Origin of the sequence: Polyangium jinanense (genome assembly GCF_028435265.1) — a bacterium.
Classification (GTDB): Bacteria; Myxococcota_A; Polyangia; order Polyangiales; family Polyangiaceae; genus Polyangium; species Polyangium jinanense.
The window spans coordinates 26,938-49,484 of sequence record NZ_JAGTJK010000025.1; the positions used below are offsets into that span (position 1 = coordinate 26,938).

At 66.9% G+C, this 22,547-nt stretch carries 20 protein-coding genes; 2 read left to right on the top strand and 18 right to left on the bottom strand.

The genetic code is table 11. The features are described from left to right. Positions 1–157: 157 nt before the first annotated feature. The 16 genes from KEG38_RS33665 to KEG38_RS33740 all read right to left on the bottom strand — a co-directional run bounded on the left by KEG38_RS33665 (position 158) and on the right by KEG38_RS33740 (position 16,922). The gene (locus KEG38_RS33665; protein ID WP_272424250.1) at positions 158–706 is read right to left on the bottom strand and encodes a response regulator transcription factor; all 549 of its coding nucleotides are present in this window, start codon (positions 704–706) and stop codon (positions 158–160) included. Positions 707–708: 2 nt separating this feature from the next. Beyond that, positions 709–2,067 (bottom strand): ATP-binding protein, encoded by a 1,359-nt coding sequence (locus KEG38_RS33670; RefSeq protein ID WP_272424252.1) that lies wholly within the window; start codon positions 2,065–2,067, stop codon positions 709–711. Between the two features lie 125 nt (positions 2,068–2,192). Then, positions 2,193–2,702, bottom strand: coding sequence for a cytochrome C oxidase subunit IV family protein (locus KEG38_RS33675; RefSeq protein WP_272424254.1), 510 nt, complete (start codon positions 2,700–2,702; stop codon positions 2,193–2,195). Positions 2,703–2,722: 20 nt separating this feature from the next. Further along, entirely contained in the window at positions 2,723–3,403 is a 681-nt protein-coding gene (locus KEG38_RS33680; RefSeq protein WP_272424256.1) for a cytochrome c oxidase subunit 3 family protein, read from the bottom strand. After that, a complete protein-coding gene (gene ctaD / locus KEG38_RS33685) occupies positions 3,403–5,040 on the bottom strand; it encodes a cytochrome c oxidase subunit I (RefSeq protein ID WP_272424257.1) in 1,638 nt (545 codons plus the stop codon). The genes KEG38_RS33680 and ctaD overlap by 1 nt, the downstream gene beginning before the upstream one ends. A gap of 18 nt (positions 5,041–5,058) precedes the next feature. Beyond that, the gene (gene coxB, locus KEG38_RS33690; protein ID WP_272424258.1) at positions 5,059–6,015 is read right to left on the bottom strand and encodes a cytochrome c oxidase subunit II; all 957 of its coding nucleotides are present in this window, start codon (positions 6,013–6,015) and stop codon (positions 5,059–5,061) included. After that, the gene (locus KEG38_RS33695) at positions 6,012–6,866 is read right to left on the bottom strand and encodes an SCO family protein (RefSeq protein ID WP_272424397.1); all 855 of its coding nucleotides are present in this window, start codon (positions 6,864–6,866) and stop codon (positions 6,012–6,014) included. The genes coxB and KEG38_RS33695 overlap by 4 nt, the downstream gene beginning before the upstream one ends. Beyond that, the gene (locus tag KEG38_RS33700) at positions 6,866–7,525 is read right to left on the bottom strand and encodes a hypothetical protein (protein WP_272424259.1); all 660 of its coding nucleotides are present in this window, start codon (positions 7,523–7,525) and stop codon (positions 6,866–6,868) included. The genes KEG38_RS33695 and KEG38_RS33700 overlap by 1 nt, the downstream gene beginning before the upstream one ends. Continuing rightward, the gene (locus KEG38_RS33705) at positions 7,522–8,757 is read right to left on the bottom strand and encodes a hypothetical protein (RefSeq protein WP_272424261.1); all 1,236 of its coding nucleotides are present in this window, start codon (positions 8,755–8,757) and stop codon (positions 7,522–7,524) included. Before KEG38_RS33705 ends, KEG38_RS33700 begins: the two co-directional genes overlap by 4 nt. Then, positions 8,754–9,365: a c-type cytochrome gene (locus KEG38_RS33710; protein WP_272424263.1), complete on the bottom strand. Its 612-nt coding sequence runs from the start codon at positions 9,363–9,365 to the stop codon at positions 8,754–8,756. Before KEG38_RS33710 ends, KEG38_RS33705 begins: the two co-directional genes overlap by 4 nt. Beyond that, complete coding sequence (locus KEG38_RS33715; RefSeq protein ID WP_272424264.1) at positions 9,362–9,928, bottom strand: DUF3341 domain-containing protein; 567 nt, start codon at positions 9,926–9,928, stop codon at positions 9,362–9,364. Before KEG38_RS33715 ends, KEG38_RS33710 begins: the two co-directional genes overlap by 4 nt. Further along, positions 9,921–11,438: an NrfD/PsrC family molybdoenzyme membrane anchor subunit gene (nrfD, locus tag KEG38_RS33720; protein ID WP_272424265.1), complete on the bottom strand. Its 1,518-nt coding sequence runs from the start codon at positions 11,436–11,438 to the stop codon at positions 9,921–9,923. Before nrfD ends, KEG38_RS33715 begins: the two co-directional genes overlap by 8 nt. Continuing rightward, on the bottom strand, positions 11,435–14,419 hold the full coding sequence (locus tag KEG38_RS33725) for a TAT-variant-translocated molybdopterin oxidoreductase (protein ID WP_272424267.1): 2,985 nt from the start codon (positions 14,417–14,419) through the stop codon (positions 11,435–11,437). The genes nrfD and KEG38_RS33725 overlap by 4 nt, the downstream gene beginning before the upstream one ends. Next, entirely contained in the window at positions 14,416–15,069 is a 654-nt protein-coding gene (locus tag KEG38_RS33730) for a cytochrome c3 family protein (RefSeq protein WP_272424269.1), read from the bottom strand. Before KEG38_RS33730 ends, KEG38_RS33725 begins: the two co-directional genes overlap by 4 nt. Positions 15,070–15,330: 261 nt before the next feature. Beyond that, entirely contained in the window at positions 15,331–16,035 is a 705-nt protein-coding gene (locus KEG38_RS33735; protein ID WP_272424271.1) for an aspartyl/asparaginyl beta-hydroxylase domain-containing protein, read from the bottom strand. 53 nt (positions 16,036–16,088) lie between these two features. Further along, positions 16,089–16,922, bottom strand: a complete 834-nt coding sequence (locus KEG38_RS33740; RefSeq protein ID WP_272424272.1) for an iron-containing redox enzyme family protein — start codon at positions 16,920–16,922, stop codon at positions 16,089–16,091. Positions 16,923–17,018: 96 nt separating this feature from the next. Here KEG38_RS33740 and KEG38_RS33745 point away from each other — a divergent pair, with 96 nt between their 5' ends. After that, positions 17,019–18,863, top strand: a complete 1,845-nt coding sequence (locus tag KEG38_RS33745) for an NAD(P)/FAD-dependent oxidoreductase (protein ID WP_272424273.1) — start codon at positions 17,019–17,021, stop codon at positions 18,861–18,863. Then, the gene (locus KEG38_RS33750; protein ID WP_272424274.1) at positions 18,860–20,644 is read left to right on the top strand and encodes a S53 family peptidase; all 1,785 of its coding nucleotides are present in this window, start codon (positions 18,860–18,862) and stop codon (positions 20,642–20,644) included. Before KEG38_RS33745 ends, KEG38_RS33750 begins: the two co-directional genes overlap by 4 nt. Positions 20,645–20,776: 132 nt before the next feature. Here KEG38_RS33750 and KEG38_RS33755 read toward each other — a convergent pair whose 3' ends face one another. Together KEG38_RS33755 and KEG38_RS33760 are read right to left on the bottom strand one after the other, a co-directional pair. Further along, complete coding sequence (locus KEG38_RS33755; RefSeq protein WP_272424275.1) at positions 20,777–21,082, bottom strand: NHLP leader peptide family RiPP precursor; 306 nt, start codon at positions 21,080–21,082, stop codon at positions 20,777–20,779. Positions 21,083–21,168: 86 nt separating this feature from the next. Further along, positions 21,169–22,287 carry an anthranilate phosphoribosyltransferase gene (locus tag KEG38_RS33760; RefSeq protein WP_272424276.1) on the bottom strand — a complete coding sequence of 373 codons (1,119 nt, stop codon included), beginning with the start codon at positions 22,285–22,287 and terminating at the stop codon, positions 21,169–21,171. Positions 22,288–22,547 lie beyond the last annotated feature (260 nt).

The following is a 22,547-nucleotide window of genomic DNA, read 5'->3' on the forward strand; positions in this document are numbered from 1 at the left end:
GTTGGCAGGGCCTTCGCCGGTCTTGCCTCGGCCTGTTCGATGAACTGCGCATCGCGCAGTTCATCGACCCCGAGTCCAGCGCTTGCGCTGGTCCGGGTCCAGGGGTGGACAACCCCTGGTCGGGGTCCGGGGTGAAACCCCGGCGCTCCGCTGTACGTCAGGACGATTTCTTCAATTTCCGCTGCAGCGTCCGGCGATCGATCCCGAGCAACTTCGCCGCCACCGCAATCACCCCACCCGAATCCTTGAGCGCGGCGTTGATCGCGTCGCGCTCGAGCTCGTCGAGCTTGTACGTCGTGCGGCTCGACGGCGGCGCCCCCGAAAACGGCGCGCGCGGACGCTCGAACAACACTGTCGCCTCGCGCAGCAATCGATCCGCGTCGATCGGCTTCGTCAGCAGCGTGTCCGCGCCCTCGCGCACTGCCGCCACCGCGAGCGGGATGTCCCCGAATCCCGTGAGCATCACGATCGCCGCCTCCGGGCAAAGCCGTCGCAATCGCGGCAGGGCCGAAAGCCCGTCGACGCGCGGCATGCGGTAATCGACGACCACGAGATCCACCGGCGCGTCCTCCAGCGCGACGACCCCCTCCTCCACCGTCGCCGCCGTCCGCGCCTGCACCCCGCGCCGCCGCATCGCGCCCTGGAGCGTCGTGCGAAATGCGTCGTCGTCGTCGATGAGCAGCGCCGTCTCGATCTTGCGAGGCATCCTCATACCTCCGAGTCACGCGACGCCACACGGCGCGCGAGCCGGATCGTCACTCTTGCCCCGCCTTCGGCCCCATTGTCCACACTCAACGTGCCGTTCATCCGATCGAGCAGCACCGAGCTCACGTAGAGCCCGAGCCCCATCCCTCCCTCGCGCTCCTTCGTCGTCTGGAACGGCTCGCCGAGCCGCGCGAGGATCTCCGGCGCAAACCCCGGCCCACTGTCGTCGACCACGATCTCGGCGTGATCACTGCCGTCTCGCACCACAATCGTGATCCGCGGCCTCGCCGTCCGCACCATCGCCTCGGTCGCGTTCGTCAGGACGTTCACCAGCACCTGCAAGAGGCCCGCAGGCATGACCGTCACGTACACCGGCTCGGGCGCGTCGATCGTGATCTCGCCCCGGTACGCGAGCCGCCCGAGCTCGCGCCCCGCCATCTCCGTGACCAGCTTGCCGAGCTCGACCTCCTCGCGCCGCTGATCGGGCCGGATGTACCCACGCACGAGGCCGATGATGTCGCTCGCACGCTGCGCCTCGCCCGCGATCGTGCGCGCGAGCTCGGAGGCGTCGGGCGAAACGTCCTTCGTGAGCTCCGAAAGCTCGCGCCCGGCGAGCAGGATCGTGGCGAGCGGCGTCGAGAGCTCGTGCGACATGCCGCCGACCACGCGGCCGAGCATCGCGAGCTTGTCATTGCGCAGCGAACGTTGCCGGAGCTCGTCGAGCCGCCGCGCGTACACGGACAGGAACACACCGAGGAAACCGGCCACGGTCGCGAGCGAGACGAACGCGCCGAGGTGGTGGACGCGCTCCTTGCCGAGCGGCGCCGAGGCCAGCGGCAGCGGGTCGGCGAACGAGACGAGCGCGCCAACGCCCACGGTCAGGCCCGCGATCGCGAGGATGGCGCGGCCGCCGCTGAGCAAACCCGCGAGGGCGATCTGAAACACGAGGAACGCGGCGAACGGATTCCCCGTGCCGCCCGTGACCCAGAGCACGGCGCCGAGGGCGAGCACGTCGAACGTGATCTGCCCGGCGACGAGGCGCTGCTCGTGCCCGCGGATGCGGCCGAGCACGAGCGCGAATGCCCCGTTCAGGATCACGAGCAAGCCGAGGATCAGGAACACCGGCGTGACGGCGAGATCCGGGACGAACCATTTTCCGGTCGCCGTGGTCGCGCCCATGCCGAGGATCGCGAGCCAGCGGAGCTGGATCAGCCACCGCGCCGCGGTCCCCTCGGGGATCGGATCCGCGCTCGCAAGGACGGCCCGTACGGATGACTGTCCCCCTGTGGGTACATCACCCGCCGCGCGCGCCGTCCCGGGCTCGACGACGGCGATGGGGGGAACGGAGACACGGGCCGACATCGGGTCGGAAGACTATGGCGAGTCCGAACCCGGTGTCGAGCGGTTCGCAGTTGGAGGAGCGTGCGGGAGGCTGGGGGCTGAGCTCGTTTGCCGAGCCAAGCCCCCGAAGGGCGGGAGGGAACGACTCAGTGCTTGGCGGGGACCGTGGCCGGGGCGGCCGAACCGGCGGCCGGAGCGGCCGAGCCGGCGGCGGCGGGCAGAGCCGCCTCCTTGGGGACGGCGATGTCGCCGGTGCGCTGGGCCTTGAACGGGTCCTTCAGATCGACGGGGTTCTTCGCCTCGATCGACTCGGCTTCGCCGCGGAACTCCGTGTCGCTCATCGTGATGCCGATGAAGACCGCGAGGAAGATCAGGGCGGAGACGAAGATGATCCCGTGGAACTTATGGTCCCACTTGAGATGCATGAAGATGAGCGCGACGACCGACGCCTTGATCGTGGCGATCAAGAGGGCGACGATCAGGTTGCCCGTGTGACCGATATCCACGTAGCTCGCCGCCACGGTGACGACCGTGAGGAAGAGCAGCGTGGCGAAGGTGCCGATGTAGACCTTGAACGGCAGGACGTGCGGAACGTGATCGCCGTTTCCGCTTCCGTGTCCGTGACCGTGGTCGTGCTCTGCGTGCGAAGTGCTCATGGTGCGCTCTGCTCCGGGGATCAGCCGACCAGGTAAAGGAGCGGGAAGAGGAAGATCCAGACGAGGTCGACGAGGTGCCAGTAAAGGCCCACGTTCTCGACGGGCGCGTAGTAACGGCTGGAGAACTCGTTCTTCTGGTTCCGGAGGAGGATCCAGAGGATGAGGCCCATGCCGATGACCACGTGCACGCCGTGGATCCCGGTCATCATGAAGTAGATGGCGAAGAAGATGCCCGGGTGACCCGAGGCGAAATCCGCCGCCGTGAAGTTCCCGCCGGGCAGGAGCCCGTCGTGGATCTTGTGGCTGTACTCGAAGTACTTGACCACGAGGAAGCCCGCCGCGCACGCGAGGGTGATCGCGAGCAGAAGCGTCGTCTTCTTGGTCTCGTTCTTCTGCGCGGAGCGGACCGCGAGCGCCATCGTGAAGCTCGAGGTGATCAGCACGATGGTGTTGATGCCGCCCATCACGCGGTCGAGGTGGTGGTGCGCCTCGACGAACGACGGGAAGTACTTGCTACGGAAGATGGCGAAGGCGCAGAACAAGCCGCCGAACAGCAGGATCTCCGTCACCAAGAAGAGCCACACGCCCATTCGACCTGCGTCGAACTGGGTGTCTGCCTTGTCGAAGTGGTGGGCGACGTGGAACTGGGGGGAGAGCTTGCTCTCCCCGGCGCCGCCCAAAGCCTCGGCTTTCGCGCTCATCAAGCAGTCTCCTCAGCGGGACGCTCGTACGCGTCCAGCGTCACGATGGGGGCCTTCTCGAAGTTCTCCGTGATCGGCGGTGACTGCGTCTGCCACTCGAGCGTCGCGCTGTCCCACGGGTTCGCCGGCGCGGGCGCGCCGCTCTTGAGCGAGCGCGCGAGGCAGATGAACGTGATGAGGAAGCCCGTGCCCAGGACCCACGAGCCGTACGTCGAGAACGCGTGCAGCGGCTGGAACTGGTCGAGGTAGTTGTAGTAGCGGCGCGGCATGCCACGCGTGCCGAGGATGAACTGGGTGAAGAACGTCCAGTTGAAGCCGATGAACGTGAGGGCGAAGCCCACGCGCGCCAGCTTCTCGTCGTACATCTTGCCCGTCATCTTGGGCCACCAGTGGTGGAGGCCGCCGAAGAACGCGATCGCCGTGCTGCCCATCATCACGTAGTGGAAGTGGGCCACGACGAAGTACGTGTCGTGCAGGTGCAGGTCGACGCTCAGCGTGCCGAGGAAGAGGCCCGTCAGGCCGCCGATCGCGAAGAGGAAGAGGAACGCGATGCCGTAGAGCATCGGGACCGTGAACCGGATCGACCCGCCCCAGAGCGTGCCGAGCCAGTTGAACATCTTCACGCCGCTCGGGATGGCCACGAAGAACGTCAGGAAGGAGAAGATCGCCGAGGAGAGCTCGCTCTGCCCCGAGACGAACATGTGGTGGCCCCACACGAGGAACGACACGAGGGCGATGGCCACGCTGGAGAACGCGATCGCCTTGTACCCGAAGACCCGGCGCTTCGAGTGCGTCGTGAGGATCTCCGTCGCCACGCCCATGCCCGGCAGGATCATGATGTACACGGCCGGGTGGCTGTAGAACCAGAAGAAGTGCTGGAAGAGGACGGGGTCACCGCCGAGCGTCGGATCGAAGATGCCGATGTGGAACGCGCGCTCGAAGATGAGCAGGAGCAGCGTGATGCCGAGGACCGGCGTCGCGAGCACCTGGATGATGCTGGTCGCGTAGAGCGACCAGAGGAAGAGCGGCATGCGGTACCAGCTCATCCCCGGGGCCCGGAGCTTGTGCAGCGTCACGATGAAGTTGAGCCCCGTCAGGATGCTCGAGAACCCCATCACGAAGACGCCGAACGTCGCCGAGATGACCGACGTCGTCGACACGCCGGAGGCGTAGGGCACGTAGAAGGTCCAGCCCGTGTCCACGCCGCCCGTCACGATCGCCGCGAGCATGAAGATCGCGCCGATCCAGAACAGGTAGAGGCTCAAGAGATTGAGCTTCGGGAAGGCCACGTCCTTCGCGCCGATCATCAGCGGCAGGAAGAAGTTGCCGAGCGACGCCGGAATCGACGGGATGATGAAGAGGAACACCATCGCCGCGCCGTGCAGCGTGAACGCCTGGTTGTACTGCGTGGCGTCCATGATGGTCTTCTTCGCCGTCAACAACTCGAGACGGACCAGAAGGGCGAAGATGCCGCCGAGGCCGAAGCCGACGAGCACCGACACCAGGTACATGATGCCGATGCGCTTGTGGTCGACCGTGGTCAGCCAGGACCAGACGCCGGCAGTTTGGTTCAGGTAGTTTTTGCCTCGAACCTCGGGCGCGTGCCCGAGTTCGTCGACCGTAGCCGTATTTGCCATGATCGAGCCTCCGATTCCCTACTGGACCGTCTTCAGGTACGCGATGATCGCGTCGATGTCCGTTTCCTTGAGCAGGCCCTTGTAGGTCGGCATGACCGCCGGATACCCCTGGACCACCTTCTTGTTCGGCTCGAGCAAGCTCTCACGGATGTAGTTCTCGTCGACCTTGACCGACGAACCGTCCGCGATCTGCTCCGACCGACCAAAGACCCCCTTGAACGTCGGGCCCTGGATGCGGGACCCATCGAGCGAATGGCAGGTGTTGCAGCTACGCGTCGCGTAGAGCTTCTTGCCGAGCTCCGCCGGGGGAAGCGGCTTCTCCCCGGGCAATAGGCCCGTCTCCTGCCAGTTGTCGTAGTCGGCCTTCTCCATCACCCGGACCTTGGCCATCATGTCCGAATGGCCGACGCCGCAATACTCCGTGCAGAACAGAATGGTATCGCGGTTCTCCGTGGCCTCGAACCAGATCGTCGTGTACATGCCCGGCACGACGTCCTGCTTCACCCGGAACTCGGGCACGAAGAAGCTGTGGAGCACGTCCTTCGAGCTCATGATGAGCTTCACGGGCTGGCCCTTGGGCACCACGAGCTCGTTCACGCTCACGTTCCCGTTCGGGTACGTGAACGTCCACATGTACATCTCCGCCGTCGTGCGGATCTCGAGCGCATTGCCCGGCGCGACCATCGCCTGCATCCAGCCCTTGAGGCCCACGAAGAAGAGGCCAATCACGAGGATCGACGGGATGATCGTCCAGGAAATCTCGAGCGTCGTGCTGTGGGTGACGTCGCTGAGCTTGTCCTTCGGGCCGCGTCGCTTGTACTTGTACATGAAGTACGCGAGCGCCCCCATCAGGAGAACGAACATCACGACATCCAGCCAGTAGACGATGTAGTACGCAGTATCGATTTCCTCTGCGATCGTCGAAGACTGTTTCGGCATCCAGAACGAGCCGAGTTCGATCGGATCCAACCTCATGCCAAAGCTCCATCCGCCGACTTCGACGCGCGACGACGCTCACGCCGCCAGAACCCGAAGAGCATGCCTCCGAGGCCCAGCACGGTGAACGCACCGCCCGCCTTCATCAGACGCCTCGTCGCGAGGACGTACTTGTTTTCTGCGGGATCATAATGAAAGCAGAACAGGAGCACGCGACCCCACGCGGACGCGAGCTTGCCCTGCGACGCCTCGAGCAACGACAGCTCGAGATCCTTCGCGCTGTAATTGAGCCCGTACAGCGTCCGCGAGAGCTTGCCCTCGTGCGTGAACACGAACACGCCCGCCGCATGCGCATACTGCTGCGTCGCCTCTTCCCAGCGGTACCGGAAGCCCACCGCGTCGGCCACCCGACGCACCTGGGCCTCCTCCCCCACCAGGAAATCCCATCCCCGCGGTGCCACGGGCCGGCCATACACGCTGACGTACGAGTCGCGCTTCTTGCGGGCCGCCTCGGGGGTATCGCGAGGATCGATGCTGACGACGACGACGCGGTACTCCTTGCCCGCCGTCCAGGCGAGGTCCTTCATGCCCTGCAACAGGCCGTTCACGACCAGGGAGCAGAGCATCGGGCACTCGTAATACGCGAGCACCAGGATCACCGGGTGCTCGCCGTCGAGGTAGCTGCCCAGCGTGACGTCGTGCCCCGCTTGATCACGGAGCTTCGCGTCCGCCGGAAGGACGGCGCCGGGTCGCTCCTCGATGTCCACGCCCTCGAGCTCCTTCGGCAGCGCCGGATCCCCCGCGAGCGCAGGCGTTACCGGCGCAAGCGTGACCACGGCCGCCGTGAGCGCGGCAGCGACGAACATAAGGAAGCGGCCCGGACGAACCATCACTTCTTGGGCTCCTTGGGCTTGTCCTCGGGCTTGTGAGTATCCTTGGAGTCGCCCTTCTTGTCGCCCTTCTCCTCGACCTTGGCGCCGTCCTTCTTCTCTTCGCCCTTGTTCTCGCCCTTGTTCTCCTCGGGCTTGTCCTGCTGGGGCGCGGGGGCCGGCTCCTCCTTCAGAGGCGGGGCCACGGGCGGCTGCCGATACGCCGCGATCGTCAACTCGACCGCGCGATCCGTCGGGATTCGCACGACGCCGTCCTTCTTGCTCACCCACTGGTAATGCGTGAGCTTCTGCTGCTCGGCGGCGCGAAGGGCCCGAAGGTCACTCGATTGCAGCGAGAGGACCTTGTCGTGGAGCTCGCGATCCACGTAGTAGTTGAAGATCTCGCGCACCGCGACGCAGAGGACCACCACGACCACGCAGGTGATGACCGTGACGAGCGCGATGAGGCCATTGCGCGGCCTGTCGTCCTCGACCGGGTCGTGCCCGCCGTGCCCGTGACCGCCCTCGTGCGCCTCGTCGCCGTGATCGTCGTGCGCGCTCGACTCCACGCTGTCCTCGCGCTCCTCGGAGGTGGACTCGTCGTTGTCCGAGGACACCTTCGAGGTCTCCTCGGCAGCGGCCTCTGCGCGGCCCTGGTTCTTCTTCTTCTTCTTGCTCATGGATTGTCCACCTTCACGGTCTCGGCGAGCCGAGGATCACGGAGCGGGTAGAGCGGGCCCTGCGCAGCCTGCCGCGCGACCAGGAACGCCGCGATGCCGAGCGGTCCGAGCAGGCCGCAGATGTCCACCACGCTGAAGTGGAAGTGGTGGTCGAACGTCGGCATGACGAGCCAGTAGAGGTCGACGTAGTGCATGACCAGCATGATCACCGCGCCGAGCGAGAGCACCATCCCGTGCCGCTTCGCATGCCGCGAGAGCAGGAGCAGGAAGGGGATCAGGAAGTGGCCGAAGAAGATCGCGAGGCTCACCTTCGCCCAGCCCGCGTCGTCCCAGCGGTGGTGGTACCACACCGTCTCCTCGGGGATGTCGGCGTACCAGATCAGCAGGAACTGCGAGAAGCCGATGTACGCAAAGAAGACGATGAACCCGAAGAGCAGCTTGCCGATGTCGTGCCGGTGCTCGATCGTGCTGATCTTGCGGAAGTAGCCGCGCTGCTGGAGCTGCACCGTGATGAGCGCGAGCACCGACAACGAGCTCGTCGCGCACCCGGCGAACACGTACACGCCGAAGATGGTCGAGTACCAGTGCGGGTCGAGGCTCATCACCCAGTCGAACGCCGCGAACGTCGTCGTCAGGGCGAAGAGGATCATCGCCGGCGCGCTGGCCGTCTGCATCTTCTCGGTGAGCTTGATGTCACCGCTCTCGTCCTGCGCCCGGCTATTGCGCGTGAAGTAGAGGCCGAGGGCCACCCACACCACGAGGTAAAGCGCCGACCGGCCATAGAAGAACGAGGGGTTCAGGTACCCCGCCTTCTTCTGCAGGATCGGATCCGTCGCCGCCTGCGGCCCCATCCAGTGGTGGTACAGGTCGTGCGCCCAGAGGAAGATCGGGATCGCGAGGACCGCGACCGCAGGGAGAAGGCCCGCGAGCCACTCCATCTGCCGCCGCGCCGCCACCGACCAGCCCGCGCGCGCGAGGTGCTGCACCAGCACGAAGAACAGGCCGCCGAGCGCGATCGTCGCGACGAACAGGAAGCCGATCAGATACGAGAACGCGAATCGCTTCGCGTCCATCGCATAACCGGCGCCCGCCGCCGCCACGCCCACGACCGCGAGCCCCATGCCCGCCTTCGTGATCGTGTCGCCCACTTCTTTCGGGAGCTTCCGGGCGTCGTCGGTCTTGGCCTTGCCGCCCGTGGCCCGACCTGCGGTCATCGCCGCCGCCTGGCTCATTGCGCGTCTCCTTCCGGCTCGATCGCGCTGCGCTTGTCGGCAGGCACGTCATCGATCGAGGCATGCTGGCTCTTGCCGAGCACCCTCACCCACGTGACGATGGCCCACCGGTCGGCCACCGGGATCTGCTTGCGATACGACGGCATGTTCCGGACGCCGTGCGAGATGGTGTCGAAGATCTGCCCGTCCGGCATGGTCCGGACCCGATCCGACGAGAGCTCGACCGGCGGGGGGAAGCCACGCTGCACCACCATCCCGCGGCCGCTGCCCGACATGTCGTGGCAGGGCGCGCAGTAGATGTTGAAGCGCTCCTGGCCACGACGAACGACCTTCTCGTCCACCTCGAGCGGCGCGCGGCCGATGAACTCGCCCTTCGCGTCCTTGCCGCGGTAATACGCGTCGTCCTCGTCCAGGTGGCCAACGGGCACCGTCCCGTCGACGATCGGCCGCATCGCGCGGCCGTCCTCGAAGAACGGGCTCGCCTCACCCCACTGGTACTTGGGCTGCCAGTCCATGTCTCCGAAGACGTGGACCGGCGGCTCCTCGCTTTTGTTGCCGCGGCAGCCCGCGAGGGCCAGCGCGAACAAGAGGAATGCGGCGGGCCTCATTCCGTGACCTCCACGATCTCACGCGCGCCGAGCTCCTCGAGGAGCCTCCTCGTCTTCGACGCGTCGTATTTGGGGTCCTTCGCCTCGACGGTGACGAAGAACGCGTCGTCCGTCGCACGCGGGAAGGACGGGTGCTTCATCGACGGGTGGTAGAACATCGGCAGGCGGTTCATGCCCCACAAGCCGAAGAACGCACCGAACGCCGAGAAGAGCACGGTGAGCTCGAACATGATCGGGATGTACGCCTGGTACGAGAACGACGGCTTGCCGCTGATGACGAGCGGGTAGTCGATCGAGACGAACCACGTCAGCGCAATCGCGCTGGCCAGGCCCGTCGCGCCGGCGATCAGCACGATCCAGGGCATCTTCGACGGGGGCAGCCCCATCGCCTTCTCCAGGCCGTGAACGGGGAACGGCGTCTGCGCGTCGAAGTCCTTGTACCCCGCGTTCTTCAGCTTCTCACAGGCGTGCATCAGCTCGCCAGGCGTGAGGAAGTAGCCCATGAGGCCGAACGGCTTCGCCGCCTCTTCCTCGAGCTCTTCGTGACGATGAGCCTTATCCACGGGACTCCTCCTCGTCCTTCTCCGCGTCGCCCTCCGACGCCTCCTCGCCCTCGTCGCCCTCGTCCTCGCTCTCCTCGGCCTTCGCGCTCGCCTCCTCATGGTGGTCGTCGTGCGCGTCGTGACCGTGGTCGTCGTGGCCCGCGTGCGGATCCGCCTGCGGCATCACGCCCTTGACCTCGCTGATGGCCACCGCCGGCATGAACCGGAGGAAGAGGAGGAACAGCGTGAAGAACAGACCGAACGACCCGAGGAACGTCGAGATGTCGAAGAGGCTCGGCCGGAAGTACGTCCAGCTCGAGGGGATGTAGTCGCGGTGGAGGCTCGTCACGATGATGACGAAGCGCTCGAACCACATGCCGATGTTCACGAAGATCGAGATCACGAACATCGCCGGGATGCTGGTCCGGATGCGCTTGAACCAGAAGAGCTGCGGGGAGAAGACGTTGCAGCTCCACATGGTCCAGTACGCCCACTTGTACGGACCGAACGCGCGGTTGATGAACGCGAAGCGCTCGTACTCGTTGCCGCCGTACCAGGCGATGAAGTACTCGATCGCGTAGGCGTAACCGACCATCGTCCCCGTGAGGAGGATGATCTTGTTCATGTTCTCGAGGTGCTTGATGGTGATCAGGCCCTCGAGACCGTACGCCTTGCGCGCGAGCACCATCAGCGACACGACCATCGCGAAGCCGCTGAAGATGGCGCCGGCGACGAAGTACGGCGGGAAGATCGTCGTGTGCCAGCCCGGCATGATCGACACGGCGAAGTCGAACGACACGATCGTGTGCACCGAGAGAACGAGCGGCGTCGAGAGACCGGCCAGGATGAGGTAGGTCTTCTCGTAGTTCAGCCAGTTCCGGTGCGAGCCACGCCAGCCGAGCGAAAAGATGCCGAGCACGATCGAGCGGACCTTCGTCGTCGCGCGATCACGCAGGGTCGCGAGGTCCGGCACGAGGCCGACGTACCAGAAGAGGATCGAGACCGTCGCGTACGTCGAGATCGCGAACACGTCCCAGAGCAGCGGGCTCTTGAAGTTCGGCCACATGCTCATCTGGTTCGGTATCGGGAAGAGCCAATACGCGAACCACACGCGACCGACGTGGAACACCGGGTAAATCGCCGCCGACATGACGGCGAAGATCGTCATCGCCTCCGCCGCGCGGTTGATGCTGGTGCGCCACTTCTGCCGGAACAGGAAGAGAATGGCGCTGATCAGCGTGCCGGCGTGGCCGATACCGATCCAGAAGACGAAGCCGGTGATGTCCCAGGCCCAGAAGACCGTGTTGTTCAGACCCCAGATACCGAGGCCTTCCGCGACGAGCTTACCGAGCGAGCCGAGCAGGATGAGCAGTACGCTCACCGCGAGGCCCAAAAGAACCAGCCACGAGGGGGTCGTCTTTTTCTCGACGATCCCCGCGACCGTCTCGGTCACCGCGTTGAAATCGCGGTGGCCGAGGACGAGTGGAGCACGCTTGCCGGGCGTGTCTTCTTGCAGGGCGGCGGTGGTCATGCCCCCTCCAGCTCAGGGTTGGGGTTCTTGATCTTGGCGAGGTACGACGTGCGCGGGCGGATGTTGAGCTCTTCGAGGAGCTTGTATCCGCGCGGCCCGGCGGCGCGCTTGGCCACCTCGCTCTGCTTGTCGTTGAGGTCGCCGAAGTGGATCGCCTGCGCCGGGCAAGCCGCCTGGCACGCCGTCACCACCTCGCCGTCGCGGAGACGGTCGCGCCCCTCCGCCTTCGCGGAGATCTTCGCGCGGTTGATGCGCTGCACGCAGTACGTGCACTTCTCCATGACGCCTCGGCTGCGCACCGTGACGTCGGGGTTCATCTGCATCTTGTGCTGCTCGATCGTGTCCTTCGTGTAGTCGTGGTAGTTGAACCGACGCACCTTGAAGGGGCAGTTGTTCGCGCAGTACTTGGTGCCGATGCACCGGTTGTACGTCATCTCGTTCAGCCCCTCGGGGCTGTGCGTCGTCGCCGCGACCGGGCAGACCTCTTCGCACGGCGCGTTTTCGCAGTGCACGCACATCATCGGCTGCGAGACGCTGGTCGGGTTCTCGAGGTCACCCTCGAAGTACCGATCCATGCGGAGCCAGTGCATCTCGCGCGACCGCTGCACGCCTTCGGCGCCGACGATCGGGATGTTGTTCTCCGCCTGGCAGGCGATGCTGCATGCGTTGCAGCCGACGCAAGCCGCGAGGTCGATCGTCATGCCCCAGGCGTGACCCTTGTCGTACTTCCGCTCCTCGAAGAGGCTCAGGTACTTCTTCGGCGGCGGGACGACCTGCGGGTTCTCCTGGTACTTGGCGAACGACGCCTCGAGCACGAGCGGCCGGCCTTCCGTGAGGAAGTGCTCCTGCGTCCGCGAGAGCTTCGTCGAGCCGCCCGCCTTCGTGATCGACACGCCGTCCGCGACGTGGAAGGCCGCGCTCGTGCGCAGCGCCCCCGTATCGACGCCGACGTTCTTGCCGACCCGACCGACCACGGTCCGGCCCTGGCCGACGGTGACGAGGATCGTCCCGTCCGCCAGCCCCGGCGCCACGAGCGCGGGCAACGTCACCGTCGCCCCGTTCGCGCCCACCGTGACCAGATCCCCGTCGACCACGCCGAGCCCCTTCGCCGTCTTCGGCGAGAGGGACGCGACGTTGCCCCAGGTGACCTTGGCCATCGGGTCCGGCATCTCCTGGAGCCAGCCGTTGTTCGCGTACCGGCCGTCCCACGTGTGCGGATCCGGGTCGAAGACGACCTCGAGGTCGCCCTTCGGCGCCACGGCCTTCTGCGCCTTGATCGCCGCGCCGACCTTCGCAGCGTCGAGATCCGCCGTCTCGGCCGGGAAGGCGCTGTCCTTCCAGAGGCCGTCGTGCAGCGCGCGCCGGAAGTCACGCTCGAAGTCGGCGACGAGCGACTGCGCCCCACGCCAGCTCGCGCGGACGAGGTCGTAGCCCTTGCGCGTGCCGCCGAGGAAAACCTCGAGGATCTCCGCGTCCGTCTTGCCGCCGTACATCGGCGCGATGAGCGGCTGGATGATCGCGCCCGTGCCGTCTTCGGACCGGACGTCGCTCCAGCTCTCCAGCGTGTGCGCGCGGTTCAGGTGCCACGCCGCGGCCTTGCCCGTCTCGTCGACGTGCGTGCCCACGTGGACCAGCGTCTTCGCCTTGCCGATGGCGTCGCGGACGTCCGCGGGCGCGTTGAAGACGGGGTTGCCGCCGAGCACGAGGAGCGTGTCGACCGTGCCCGCCTGGAGGTCCTTCGCGAGCGCCGCGATCTCCGCCGGGCCGCCCTTCACCTCGTCGAGGGGTTGTACGAATTTCACCGTCTTGCCGACGGCGCCGATCGCGCGATGCACCGCGTGAACGAGCGCGTGCACGGCCGCGGGCTGCTTGCGACCCACGACGATCGCGACCGCGCCGTTGCGCTTTGCGATGTCGCCGGCGATGGCCTTGACCATCTTCGCGGCCTGCGGATCGAGCGCGGACGCGCCGCCGAGCGCGGACGTGATGTCCGCGGGCAGCTCGACCTTCGCGGCCGCTGCGATCTCCTGCGCGAGCGCGTAGGCGATCGCCGGGATCTTGTGGCTCGAAAGGCGCAGCCGATGATCCGCGCTCGTCCCCGAGACCGAGAAGATGCTCTCGATCGCGTAGAACCGGTTCATCGGTTTGTCCTTGCGGTCCGGATCCCGCCGCGCCGCGAAGGCACGCACGTTCTTCACGACGCTGCCTTCGTTCAGCAGGAAGTCCGCGTCGAGCGAGACGACGACGTCGGCCTCGCCGATGTCGTAGACGGGCACGAGCGCCTTGCCGAAGGCGATCCGCGCGCCCTCTTCCTGCACGTCACGACCGAACGCCTCGTACCGCACGACGCGCGCGTCGGGCATCAGCTTGAGGAGTGCGTCGAGCTGCGCCGCAAGCGTGGGCGAGCGATGATCCTCGACGAGGACCGCGAGGCCCTTGCCGTTCTTCTTCTTCGCGTCGTCGCCGAGCTTGCGCAGGAAGGCGTTCGCCTCGTCCCACGTCCGCGCTTGGCCCTTCTCTTGCGGGCTCTGGCTGCGGTCGGGATCGTAGAGGTCGAGCACCGTCGCCTGCACGAACGAGTTCGTCGCGCCGAGGCTCTCGGGGTGCCGCGGGTTGCCCTCGATCTTCGTCGGCCGACCCTCGTGCGTCTCGACGACGAGGCCGAGCGCGGTGCCGAGGATCGGCATCGCGGTCGAGAAGAAGAGCGGCCTACCGGGGACGACCTCTTCCGGCGCGCGCGTGTAGGGGACGATGACCTCTTCGGGCCTGCGGCAGGCCGCGAGGCCGCCGAGGGCCATCGAGGCGCCCATGATGGTGAGGAACTCTCGGCGGCTCGTTCCTTGCGGAGGCTCTGCGGCGCCCTCCGGGAACTCGCGCTTCAAGTCCTCTGCGAACGACGGTGACTTCTCGAACTCGTCGAGGCTCCGCCAGTAGTTCTTTCCGGACGTATCCGGCTCGATGGGATACGGAGCTCGCTTCATCGGTGGCACCCCGAGCAATGAACGGGAGGCGAGACCTTGCGCTGGGAGGGCGGAGCCGCGAGGTTCGCGACGCTCGCCGGCACGGTCTCGTCGACCATCTTGGTGATGTCCTTCGGATCCCGGAGGTTCGGCTCGGGGTTCCGATGGCAGTCGAGGCACCAGCCCATGGAGAGGGGCTGCGCTTGACTCACCTTGATCATCTGGTCGACGCGGCCGTGGCAGCTCTGGCAAGCCACTCCTGCGGTCGCGTGGGCCTGGTGGTTGAAGTACGCGTAGTCGGCCAGGTTGTGGACGCGCACCCAGGGGATGGGGTTCCCCGTCGCGTAGCTCTCCCGCACGGGAAGAAGCTTTTGACTATCCGTCTTCACCTTCGAGTGGCAGTTCATGCACGTCTCGGTGGCAGGGACGGACGCTTGGGCGCTCTTGTCGACGGCCGTGTGACAGTAACGGCAGTCGATGCCGAGATCGCCGGCATGCAGCTTGTGGCTGTAGTCCACGGGTTGTGTGGGCGTGTAGCCAACTTCGACGTGCTTGTTGGTACCGTAGTACCAAAGGCCGCCGGCAGCCGCGGTGCCAAGCGGAGCAAGTACGAAGGCGGCCACCATCGGCAGCACCCGGTTGGACCACTTTGGGAATAGGTATCTCGCCATGTGGACGCTCGATCATCGGGAATTCCCGACGACGCGGGCGGGTTTTGCCGTCCCCAGCCGACGAGGGCAAGATGGCAAAGCGCCGCACGCCTGCGGCAACTTGCCGCGCCCCCTCCCTTACGGTCCGACGAACGGTTGGTCGGACCACACGGGGACGCAAATTCGGTGAGAGAGGAACGTTCCGTAAGGGCACGTTCGAGGTTCGTCGAGGTGACGATGGGTCAAGCGGAGGGTGTTCTTCCCTCCCCTTCCCTTCTCCGGCTACTGCTGCGCGAGTCGCCAGAGCAGGTACGCGTCCGACTTCATCGCCTCGGGCAGCGACTCCATCGGATCCCGCGACAAACGTGCGATCGCCTCGGGATCTTTTGCGCCTTCTTCCGGCGTGCCCGCGGCGACGAGGGCCTCGACGGCTGGCACGGGCGGCAGATCGACCATGAGGTGAATGCGCGGCGGACCGAGGTTTTCCGCGCCGTGCGGCACGCTGTTGTTGAAGGCCCACACGGTGCCCGCAGGCAGATGCAGGAAGCGGCCCGCGACGCAGAGGCGCGCGGCCGGCGTCGTGATCAGCGGGATGTGGAAGCGGTGGTGCTCGTCCCAGTGCGGCGTGTTGTCGATGTGCAGATGGATGCGCGAATCCGGCGGGCTCAAGCCGAGCCACGCGGAGACGGGGCGCGCGGGAAACGCCGTGTCGAGCAACTCGCAGAGGCGCGGGAGAGCCACGAGTGGAGGTGCGTCGATGCCGCCGCCGCTCGTGAGACGACTGCCGGGCCAGCCTCGCTCTTGCCCGCCGCGCAGGATGCAGAACGAGGTGCCGAGGTGCCACTTCCACTGGCTCGGCAGCCACGTGATGTCCGCGGCCTCGATCTCGGCGACGATCGGCGCGATGTCGATCGTGAGCGGAAGCCGCAGGAAACGATAGGTCTTCGGAAGCGCGCGCGAGCTCGGGACGTGACGCCTCTGGTACATCCGCTCTCCCCTGTCGAGAGGCCCCGCATCGCAGCCGAGGCGGGCCCCTCGTGTCAAGTTTCGAGCGCGACGCGAAACGGCTCGAACATCGCGCCGAGCTGCTCATCGCTGCGAGCGGCGCTGCCACGCGCGATCTTCCCGATCCGGGTGGTCTCGTAAGCGGCCCGGGCGATCGCCTCGCGTTCTCCATACGAGAGGCCGGCCGCGAGCGTGACGATGTCCTCGACGTGATCCGCGTCGGTGCCCGCGGCGCTGTGCACGCGCAGGCATCGCGTGGCATCGACACCACGCGGGATCACGGCTTGCACCGCGCGCACCTCGGCCGCGCTGCGCGTCGCGGCGAGGCGCTCGAGCGCGAACGCGTACCCCACGCACCGCGCGGGATCTCCCGGACCACGCACGAGCGACGTGAAGAAATCCACGAGCGCCGCCGCGGTTTCCGGCACGTGCGCGGCGACGAGCGCGCGGGCGTCGTAGCCGAGGGACGCGAGATCGCGCAGCGCGAGCGCATCATGCCCGTGCTCGTCGCGCGACTTCGCGTGCGCCCACGCCGCGAGCGCTGCGCGCCCTTCGGCTTCGAAGCGCGCCGCAGCCTCGATCATGAGCGGCGGCGTCGCGTGGGTCGTATGAAAGTACCCCGCGAGGCGGTGGATCCAGCCCGTGAGCGTGAGCTCTCGCCGCGGCGGCGCGGGCCCTTCGCGTTGCGCGACGCCCACCGCGCCGTCGAGCAAATTCCGCGTCGCCACGAGGCTCACCGGCCCCTCGGGTGGCACCGAGAACGGCCCTCCGAAGGCCAGCGCTTCCTCGTGGAGGAAGGCCCGCTCGCTCGTGGCGACCACGATCTTTCCTTCCGCGATACGCGCCCACGTGATGTCGGAACCCTGCACGATCGGCGACTCCTCCCCGGCCCTCGGAGAGCACGGATACCCCATCGGGCGCGAAGCTTCCAGGCGCGCGCGCCGCGTGATAATCGAGGCCGAATCATGGGCATCGAGCATCGCGACGTGGTCGTCCTCGGTGGAGGTCCTGCGGGCAGCACCTTCGCCGCCATCCTCAAGAAGTACGAGCCGAACCTCTCGGTCACGGTCCTCGAGAAGGCGCGCTTCCCGCGCTACCACATCGGCGAATCCCTCATCCCCGCGCTGAATCCGGTCCTGCGTGATCTCGGGATCTACGACGATCTCGGCCGCGCCGGGTTCATCCGCAAGATGGGCATCACGTTCGTGTGGGGCCGCGATCGGACGCCCTGGGACGCCGACTACCTGAAGCTCGGCGACGTGCGGGTCCACGAGGGCGCCGAGGTGCTGAACGTGCTCGGCCAGGATTTTTCGAAGCTCCTGCGCCGCCCCGAAGAGCGCGACGAGACGTTCAACGCCTTCAACGTGCGGCGCGCCGAGTTCGACCACATGATCATGAACCGCGCGCGGGACTTCGGCGCCGACGTGCGCGAAGGGACGCGTGGACGAACGATCCACAAGGACGCGCACGGCCGCGTCACGGGCGTCGACTGGGAGGACGATCAGGGCCGCGAGGGCACGATCGAGACCTCGTTCGTGCTCGACGCGAGCGGGCAAGGCACGCGCTTCACGCCGGGCGGCCGCGTCTTCGATCCGCACATGAACAACTACGCGGTCTACGGCTACTGGTCCGGGGCCGAGTGGAAGATCCTCTACCGGGGCACGCGCGACCGGACGAACGTGTTCATCTGCTCGGTCGACAAGGGCTGGATCTGGTACATCCCCGTCGCGCAAGACCTCATCAGCGTCGGCGTCGTGACGAACACGGCGCACTTCAAGGACGCGCTGCAGAACCAGGATCCCGAGTCGTTTTACCACGAGACGATCCAGGGCTGTCCCGAGGTGCGGGGCCTGCTCTCGCGCGCCACGAACCGCGACGATTTCATCGGCGGAGGCAAGCGCATCGCGGTCACCCGCGACTGGTCGTCGTGGGCGAAAAGCCCCACGGGCCCGGGCTGGGCCACGGCCGGAGACGCGGCGATCTTCGTCGATCCGATCCTCTCGTCGGGCGTGACGCTCGCGATGCAGAGCGGTCATCGCGCGGCGTACACGTACCGCACGGCGCGCGCGCGCAAGGACCTGCCCGAGGACGCGCTCTGGCGCGCGTACGCCGACTACATCCGCGGCGAGGCAGGCTCGTTCCTGCGGCTCGCGCGTTATTTCTACGGGAACAACCGCGCCGCGCCGTCGTGGTGGTGGGAGGCGCAGCGGCTCGTGAACGCCTCGGGCAAGCTCGCGGTCGACGATCGGCAGGCCTTCACCATGGCGAGCGCCGGCTTCTTCCCGACGCTCCGCGCCGTCACGGATGACACGGTGATCCCGCTCGTCGCAGGCATCGCGGGCCTCCAGGGCGACGTGTACAACGTGTTCTACGAAGACGGCTTGCCGCCGCCCGCAGAGCTTCCGAAGCACGCGATCGAGCACCTTGCGCCCTTCCGATTGGCGCTGCGCACCGAGCCCATGGCGAGCGAGGGCAAACCGACGGGCCAGCTCGATGTCTTCTACGATCTCGTGAGCGACGACGCGGACTTCACGCATCGCACGCACGCGGCGCCGAGCAAGATCGCGCCCGTACTCGGCCCGGTCGTCGAGGCGATGGGCCGCCATCACGAGGTCTCGACGCTGCTCGCCGAGGCCCCGCGACTCCTGCCCGAGGGCTACGCTTCGCCCGAGGCCATCCGCGCCGCGACACTCTCCGTCGTGCGCGCCGCCGCGAAAAAGGGTTTTGTCAGGCTCGCATCTGTCGAACGATGGGGGCTCCGCTCGGACGAGCCGAGCTCCGCCCCCAAACCCCCGGGAGCCTCGGCTTGAGCGCAAACGCAACCGCGACCGACGAGTTGACCCTCGTCTTCGTCCTGCACGAGCATGATCGCGAGTCGATCCGGCGCGCGGCGGAGGCGGCGAGCCACCCGGACAATCACAAGCGCGCGCGGCACCTCGAGCGCGAGGAGTTGCGCAAGTTCGTGGTGCTCCCCTCGGACGAGCGCCGCGCCGTGCTCGAGTGGCTCGAAGAGCACGGCATGCCGCACATGGATGTGCGCAGCGTGTCGGGACAGACGATCTTCGTGAAGACCACGAAGGAGGCCGTGGGCCGCACGTTCGGCGCCGAGTGCCGGCGCTGGCTCGACGAAAAGGAGAAGGACGAGCGCGCGCTCACGCCCATGGAATGGCCGATCCCGCGGCAGATCGCGCGGTACGTGCAATCCGTGAAGGTCCGGCAGAGCGGCAACCGCGCGCGCAGCACGATGGTCGCCGACGCGGGATCCGAGCACCCGATGCAGTTCCCCACGCTCGAAGGCGCGCGCGAGAGCCGCCCCGAGCCTGGCTTCGGCCTGACCCCCGCCGACGTGCGCCAGATCTACCGCTTCCCGCCGATGAACGAGCTCGACGGGTCCGGTGAGACGATCGCGCTCTTGATGCTCGGCGGCGCGCTCGAGGAGAGCGATCTGCACGCGTTCTGGGACGCCCACGGGATCCCGCATCCGCCGGAGATCAAGACGTACCACGTGGGATCACGACCCTCGAAGGTGACGAGCGCGAACAAGCTCTACACGCTCGAGGTCGCGATGACCGTCGAGTGGGTGGGCGCGATGGCGCCCGGCGCGCGGATCCTCGTGTACTTCGTCGATCCGATGGTGATCGCCGATCCGTGGGTGACGTTCCTGCTCAAGGTGATCGGCGACCGCGAGAACATGCCGACGATCGTGTCGACGAGCTGGATCACGCCCGAGCGCAGCTACTACCGGGTCCACGGTCGCCGCGTCGTGAGTGGTCTCCTCGATCAGGCCGCGGCCATCGGCGTCACGGTGATCAGCGCGGCCGGCGACTGGGGCGCGTTCGACGGCGTGCCACGCACGATCAAGGACGGGAGGTACGTCGGGGACGCCCCCTGGCCGCACGGCGTCTTCCCGGCCGTGGAGGAGCGCGTGCTCTCGGTTGGGGGCACGATGATCACGGGTCGCGCGCCGCTCACGGAGATCGCGTGGAGCGGGCCGCCGCCTCCCGGACTCGGCCGCGTGCTTCATTTCGTGCGGCTTGCGTCGAGCGGTGGGTTCAGCCGCGAGGTGCCGATCCCGAAATGGCAGTCCGATGCGATGAAGGGCTGGTACGCGCGCGGCGAGGGCGAGCCTGCCGTCGTCCCCTACGGCCGCGGTTTTCCCGATGTCGCGCTCATGGCTTCGGGCTCAGCGGTCCAACGCGCCCCCAACCAGCCGCTCACGATGCAGGGCTACCAGGCCGTCGCGTGTGGACAGTGGGTCGACTACGCCGGCGGCACCAGCGTGGCGGCGCCGATCTGGGCGGCGATCGTGGCGCTCATGAACCAGGCGCGGCGCGCGGCCGGACTCGGACGCGTCGGCTTCATCAACCCGATGCTCTACGCGCTCCGGAAGGAAAACCCTCCCCCCTTCCGCGAGATCTCCGAGGGCAGCACGGACGTTGCCATGAACGTCCTCAACGCCCACGGCAAGGCCGTGATCCACAGACTCTCGGGCTACTCGGCCGCGCCTGGCTGGGACCCGGCAACAGGCCTCGGCGTGCCTGACGTGACGCGGCTCATCGAGCTCGTCACGCGACAGGGAAAAAAAACCTAGCTGCCTTCTTGATGCCTCTTTGCATCGACCGCACCGCGGTCGATGCACCAGCGGTCCAGGGCTTGCCCTGGTCCGGGTCCAGGGGCGGAGAGCCCCTGGTCGGGTCCGGGGTGAAACCCCGGCGCTACCGCTTCAGAACCCGGGGTCGTAGTCGTGCAGCGGCGACGTATCGAGCGGCAACACGGACACATCGCCGGACGGTGCGGACGGCAGCACGATGTGACGACGGTCGGGGGTGTTTTCGACGACGACGAAACGCACGCCGGCGGGGATTTTGAAGCCGAGCTCGGACAGGACTGCGTTGGGGTCGTCGGTTAGCTTTTGGCGGAACTCCGGGTCCTGCCAGGCGCGGAGGACGACGCGATCCCAGACGGCGAGGTTTGCCATCTCATCGGCCGACATCTCGATGTGCTTCGTGTAGGTGGTCTTGTTCGTCATCGGAATTGTTCCCCGTTCACGGCGGACGACGCAATGCGCCGAGAATACCCACCGAGGGGGGGCTCGTCACGTGGTTCTGACGACTTTTAGTCTGCGAGCAAAGTTTCGAGCTTGGCGCGACCGCGGGTGGGCTCGGGGTTTTGTGTTTCGATCAGGGCGCGGAGTTGGGCGATTGCGCGGCCTTCGTGGATCGCGAGACGGGCGCGATCGACGCCGGCGGCGAGGGAGTCGACTTTGCCCATCAGCTTGAGACCTGCGGCGGCGTTCAGGAGTAGCACGTCGACGATGGGGCCTTCGAGCTTGCCGGCGAGGGCGCGGGCGAGGATGCGGGCGTTTTCTTCGGCGGTTCCGCGGGAGGCGATGGCTTCGAAGGGGGCTTCGCGTAGGCCGGCGTCTTCGGGACGGATCACGTACTCGCGGATTTCGCCTCCGGGGAAGAGCTCGGCCACGTGGGTTGGGCCGACGTTGCCGATCTCGTCCAGGTAGCGACCGGGGTGGGCGCGGGATTCGGCGCAGGGGACCAGGGCTCGCTCGTAGCCGAGGTCTCGCATCACTTCGCAGACGATGCGGACGAGACGGGGCTCGGGGACGCCGGCGATCTTGTGGCGTTCGCCGACGTGACGGACGAGGGGGCCTCCGATGTGGAAGGACGAGCCGATGCGGATTTGGCTGATCACGCGGGCGAAACCGCTGGTCATGAAGGCGCGGCCGACGACGGAGGTGAAGCCGAGACGGCAGGTTTCGGTGCTCTTGACTTGGGCTTCGCCGGGGGCGTCGAGGTCGACGCCCCAGAGGGCGAACATGTCGGCGGCGCCGCTCACGCCGGTGAGGGCGGGGGCGCCGGGTTTGTGCACGTAGAGACCACAGGCGGCGGCGAGGACGGCGGCACCGCTGGAGACGTTGATGGTTTTGAGGGCGTCCATGCCGACGCCGGCGATGCTGAGGGGGGGTTCTGGGGAGCGGACTGTGTGGGGGAACCAGAGACGCCACTCGTCTTGGAAGGCTTCGACGACGCCGGTGAGCTCGGCTTGGGACTCGCCTTTGGCGCGGAGGGCGGCGATGAAGGCGCCCTGGTGGAGCTCGGGCTGCTCGTTGCGCCAGATCTGGCGGTAGGCTTCGCGCACTTCGTCTCGGGTGAGGTCTTCGCGCTGCTGGAGCTTGACCACGAGGCGGCCGAAGGCGCGGAGCTTGTCTTCGTCGGGCATGGGTCGGGGGAGCGTAGCCGGATTGCGACAAACCGAGAAGGGGGGCCTCGGGAGGGGAAGGCCACGGGAGAACGGGTTCTCAGCCGGGGCTCGGGGGAGTGAGCGGAATTGAAAGATGTTTTACAGATGGGGACGGTGGAGGGAGGGCTGGGTCTGAACTGGTTCTGTCGCGAGGCTCAGGGGAGCGGGCGGATTTGAAAGATGTTTTACAGATGGGGACGGTGGAGGGAGGGCTGGGGCTGAACTGGTTCTGTCCCGAG

Bases quoted from the DNA above. Each gene is read 5' to 3' on its own strand.
- KEG38_RS33665 (WP_272424250.1), bottom strand. From the start codon at position 706: ATGCCTCGCAAGATCGAGACGGCGCTGCTCATCGACGACGACGACGCA.
- KEG38_RS33670 (WP_272424252.1), bottom strand. From the start codon at position 2,067: ATGTCGGCCCGTGTCTCCGTTCCCCCCATCGCCGTCGTCGAGCCCGGG.
- KEG38_RS33675 (WP_272424254.1), bottom strand. From the start codon at position 2,702: ATGAGCACTTCGCACGCAGAGCACGACCACGGTCACGGACACGGAAGC.
- KEG38_RS33680 (WP_272424256.1), bottom strand. From the start codon at position 3,403: ATGAGCGCGAAAGCCGAGGCTTTGGGCGGCGCCGGGGAGAGCAAGCTC.
- ctaD (WP_272424257.1), bottom strand. From the start codon at position 5,040: ATGGCAAATACGGCTACGGTCGACGAACTCGGGCACGCGCCCGAGGTT.
- coxB (WP_272424258.1), bottom strand. From the start codon at position 6,015: ATGAGGTTGGATCCGATCGAACTCGGCTCGTTCTGGATGCCGAAACAG.
- KEG38_RS33695 (WP_272424397.1), bottom strand. From the start codon at position 6,866: ATGGTTCGTCCGGGCCGCTTCCTTATGTTCGTCGCTGCCGCGCTCACG.
- KEG38_RS33700 (WP_272424259.1), bottom strand. From the start codon at position 7,525: ATGAGCAAGAAGAAGAAGAAGAACCAGGGCCGCGCAGAGGCCGCTGCC.
- KEG38_RS33705 (WP_272424261.1), bottom strand. From the start codon at position 8,757: ATGAGCCAGGCGGCGGCGATGACCGCAGGTCGGGCCACGGGCGGCAAG.
- KEG38_RS33710 (WP_272424263.1), bottom strand. From the start codon at position 9,365: ATGAGGCCCGCCGCATTCCTCTTGTTCGCGCTGGCCCTCGCGGGCTGC.
- nrfD (WP_272424265.1), bottom strand. From the start codon at position 11,438: ATGACCACCGCCGCCCTGCAAGAAGACACGCCCGGCAAGCGTGCTCCA.
- KEG38_RS33725 (WP_272424267.1), bottom strand. From the start codon at position 14,419: ATGAAGCGAGCTCCGTATCCCATCGAGCCGGATACGTCCGGAAAGAAC.
- KEG38_RS33730 (WP_272424269.1), bottom strand. From the start codon at position 15,069: ATGGCGAGATACCTATTCCCAAAGTGGTCCAACCGGGTGCTGCCGATG.
- KEG38_RS33735 (WP_272424271.1), bottom strand. From the start codon at position 16,035: ATGTACCAGAGGCGTCACGTCCCGAGCTCGCGCGCGCTTCCGAAGACC.
- KEG38_RS33745 (WP_272424273.1), top strand. From the start codon at position 17,019: ATGGGCATCGAGCATCGCGACGTGGTCGTCCTCGGTGGAGGTCCTGCG.
- KEG38_RS33755 (WP_272424275.1), bottom strand. From the start codon at position 21,082: ATGACGAACAAGACCACCTACACGAAGCACATCGAGATGTCGGCCGAT.
- KEG38_RS33760 (WP_272424276.1), bottom strand. From the start codon at position 22,287: ATGCCCGACGAAGACAAGCTCCGCGCCTTCGGCCGCCTCGTGGTCAAG.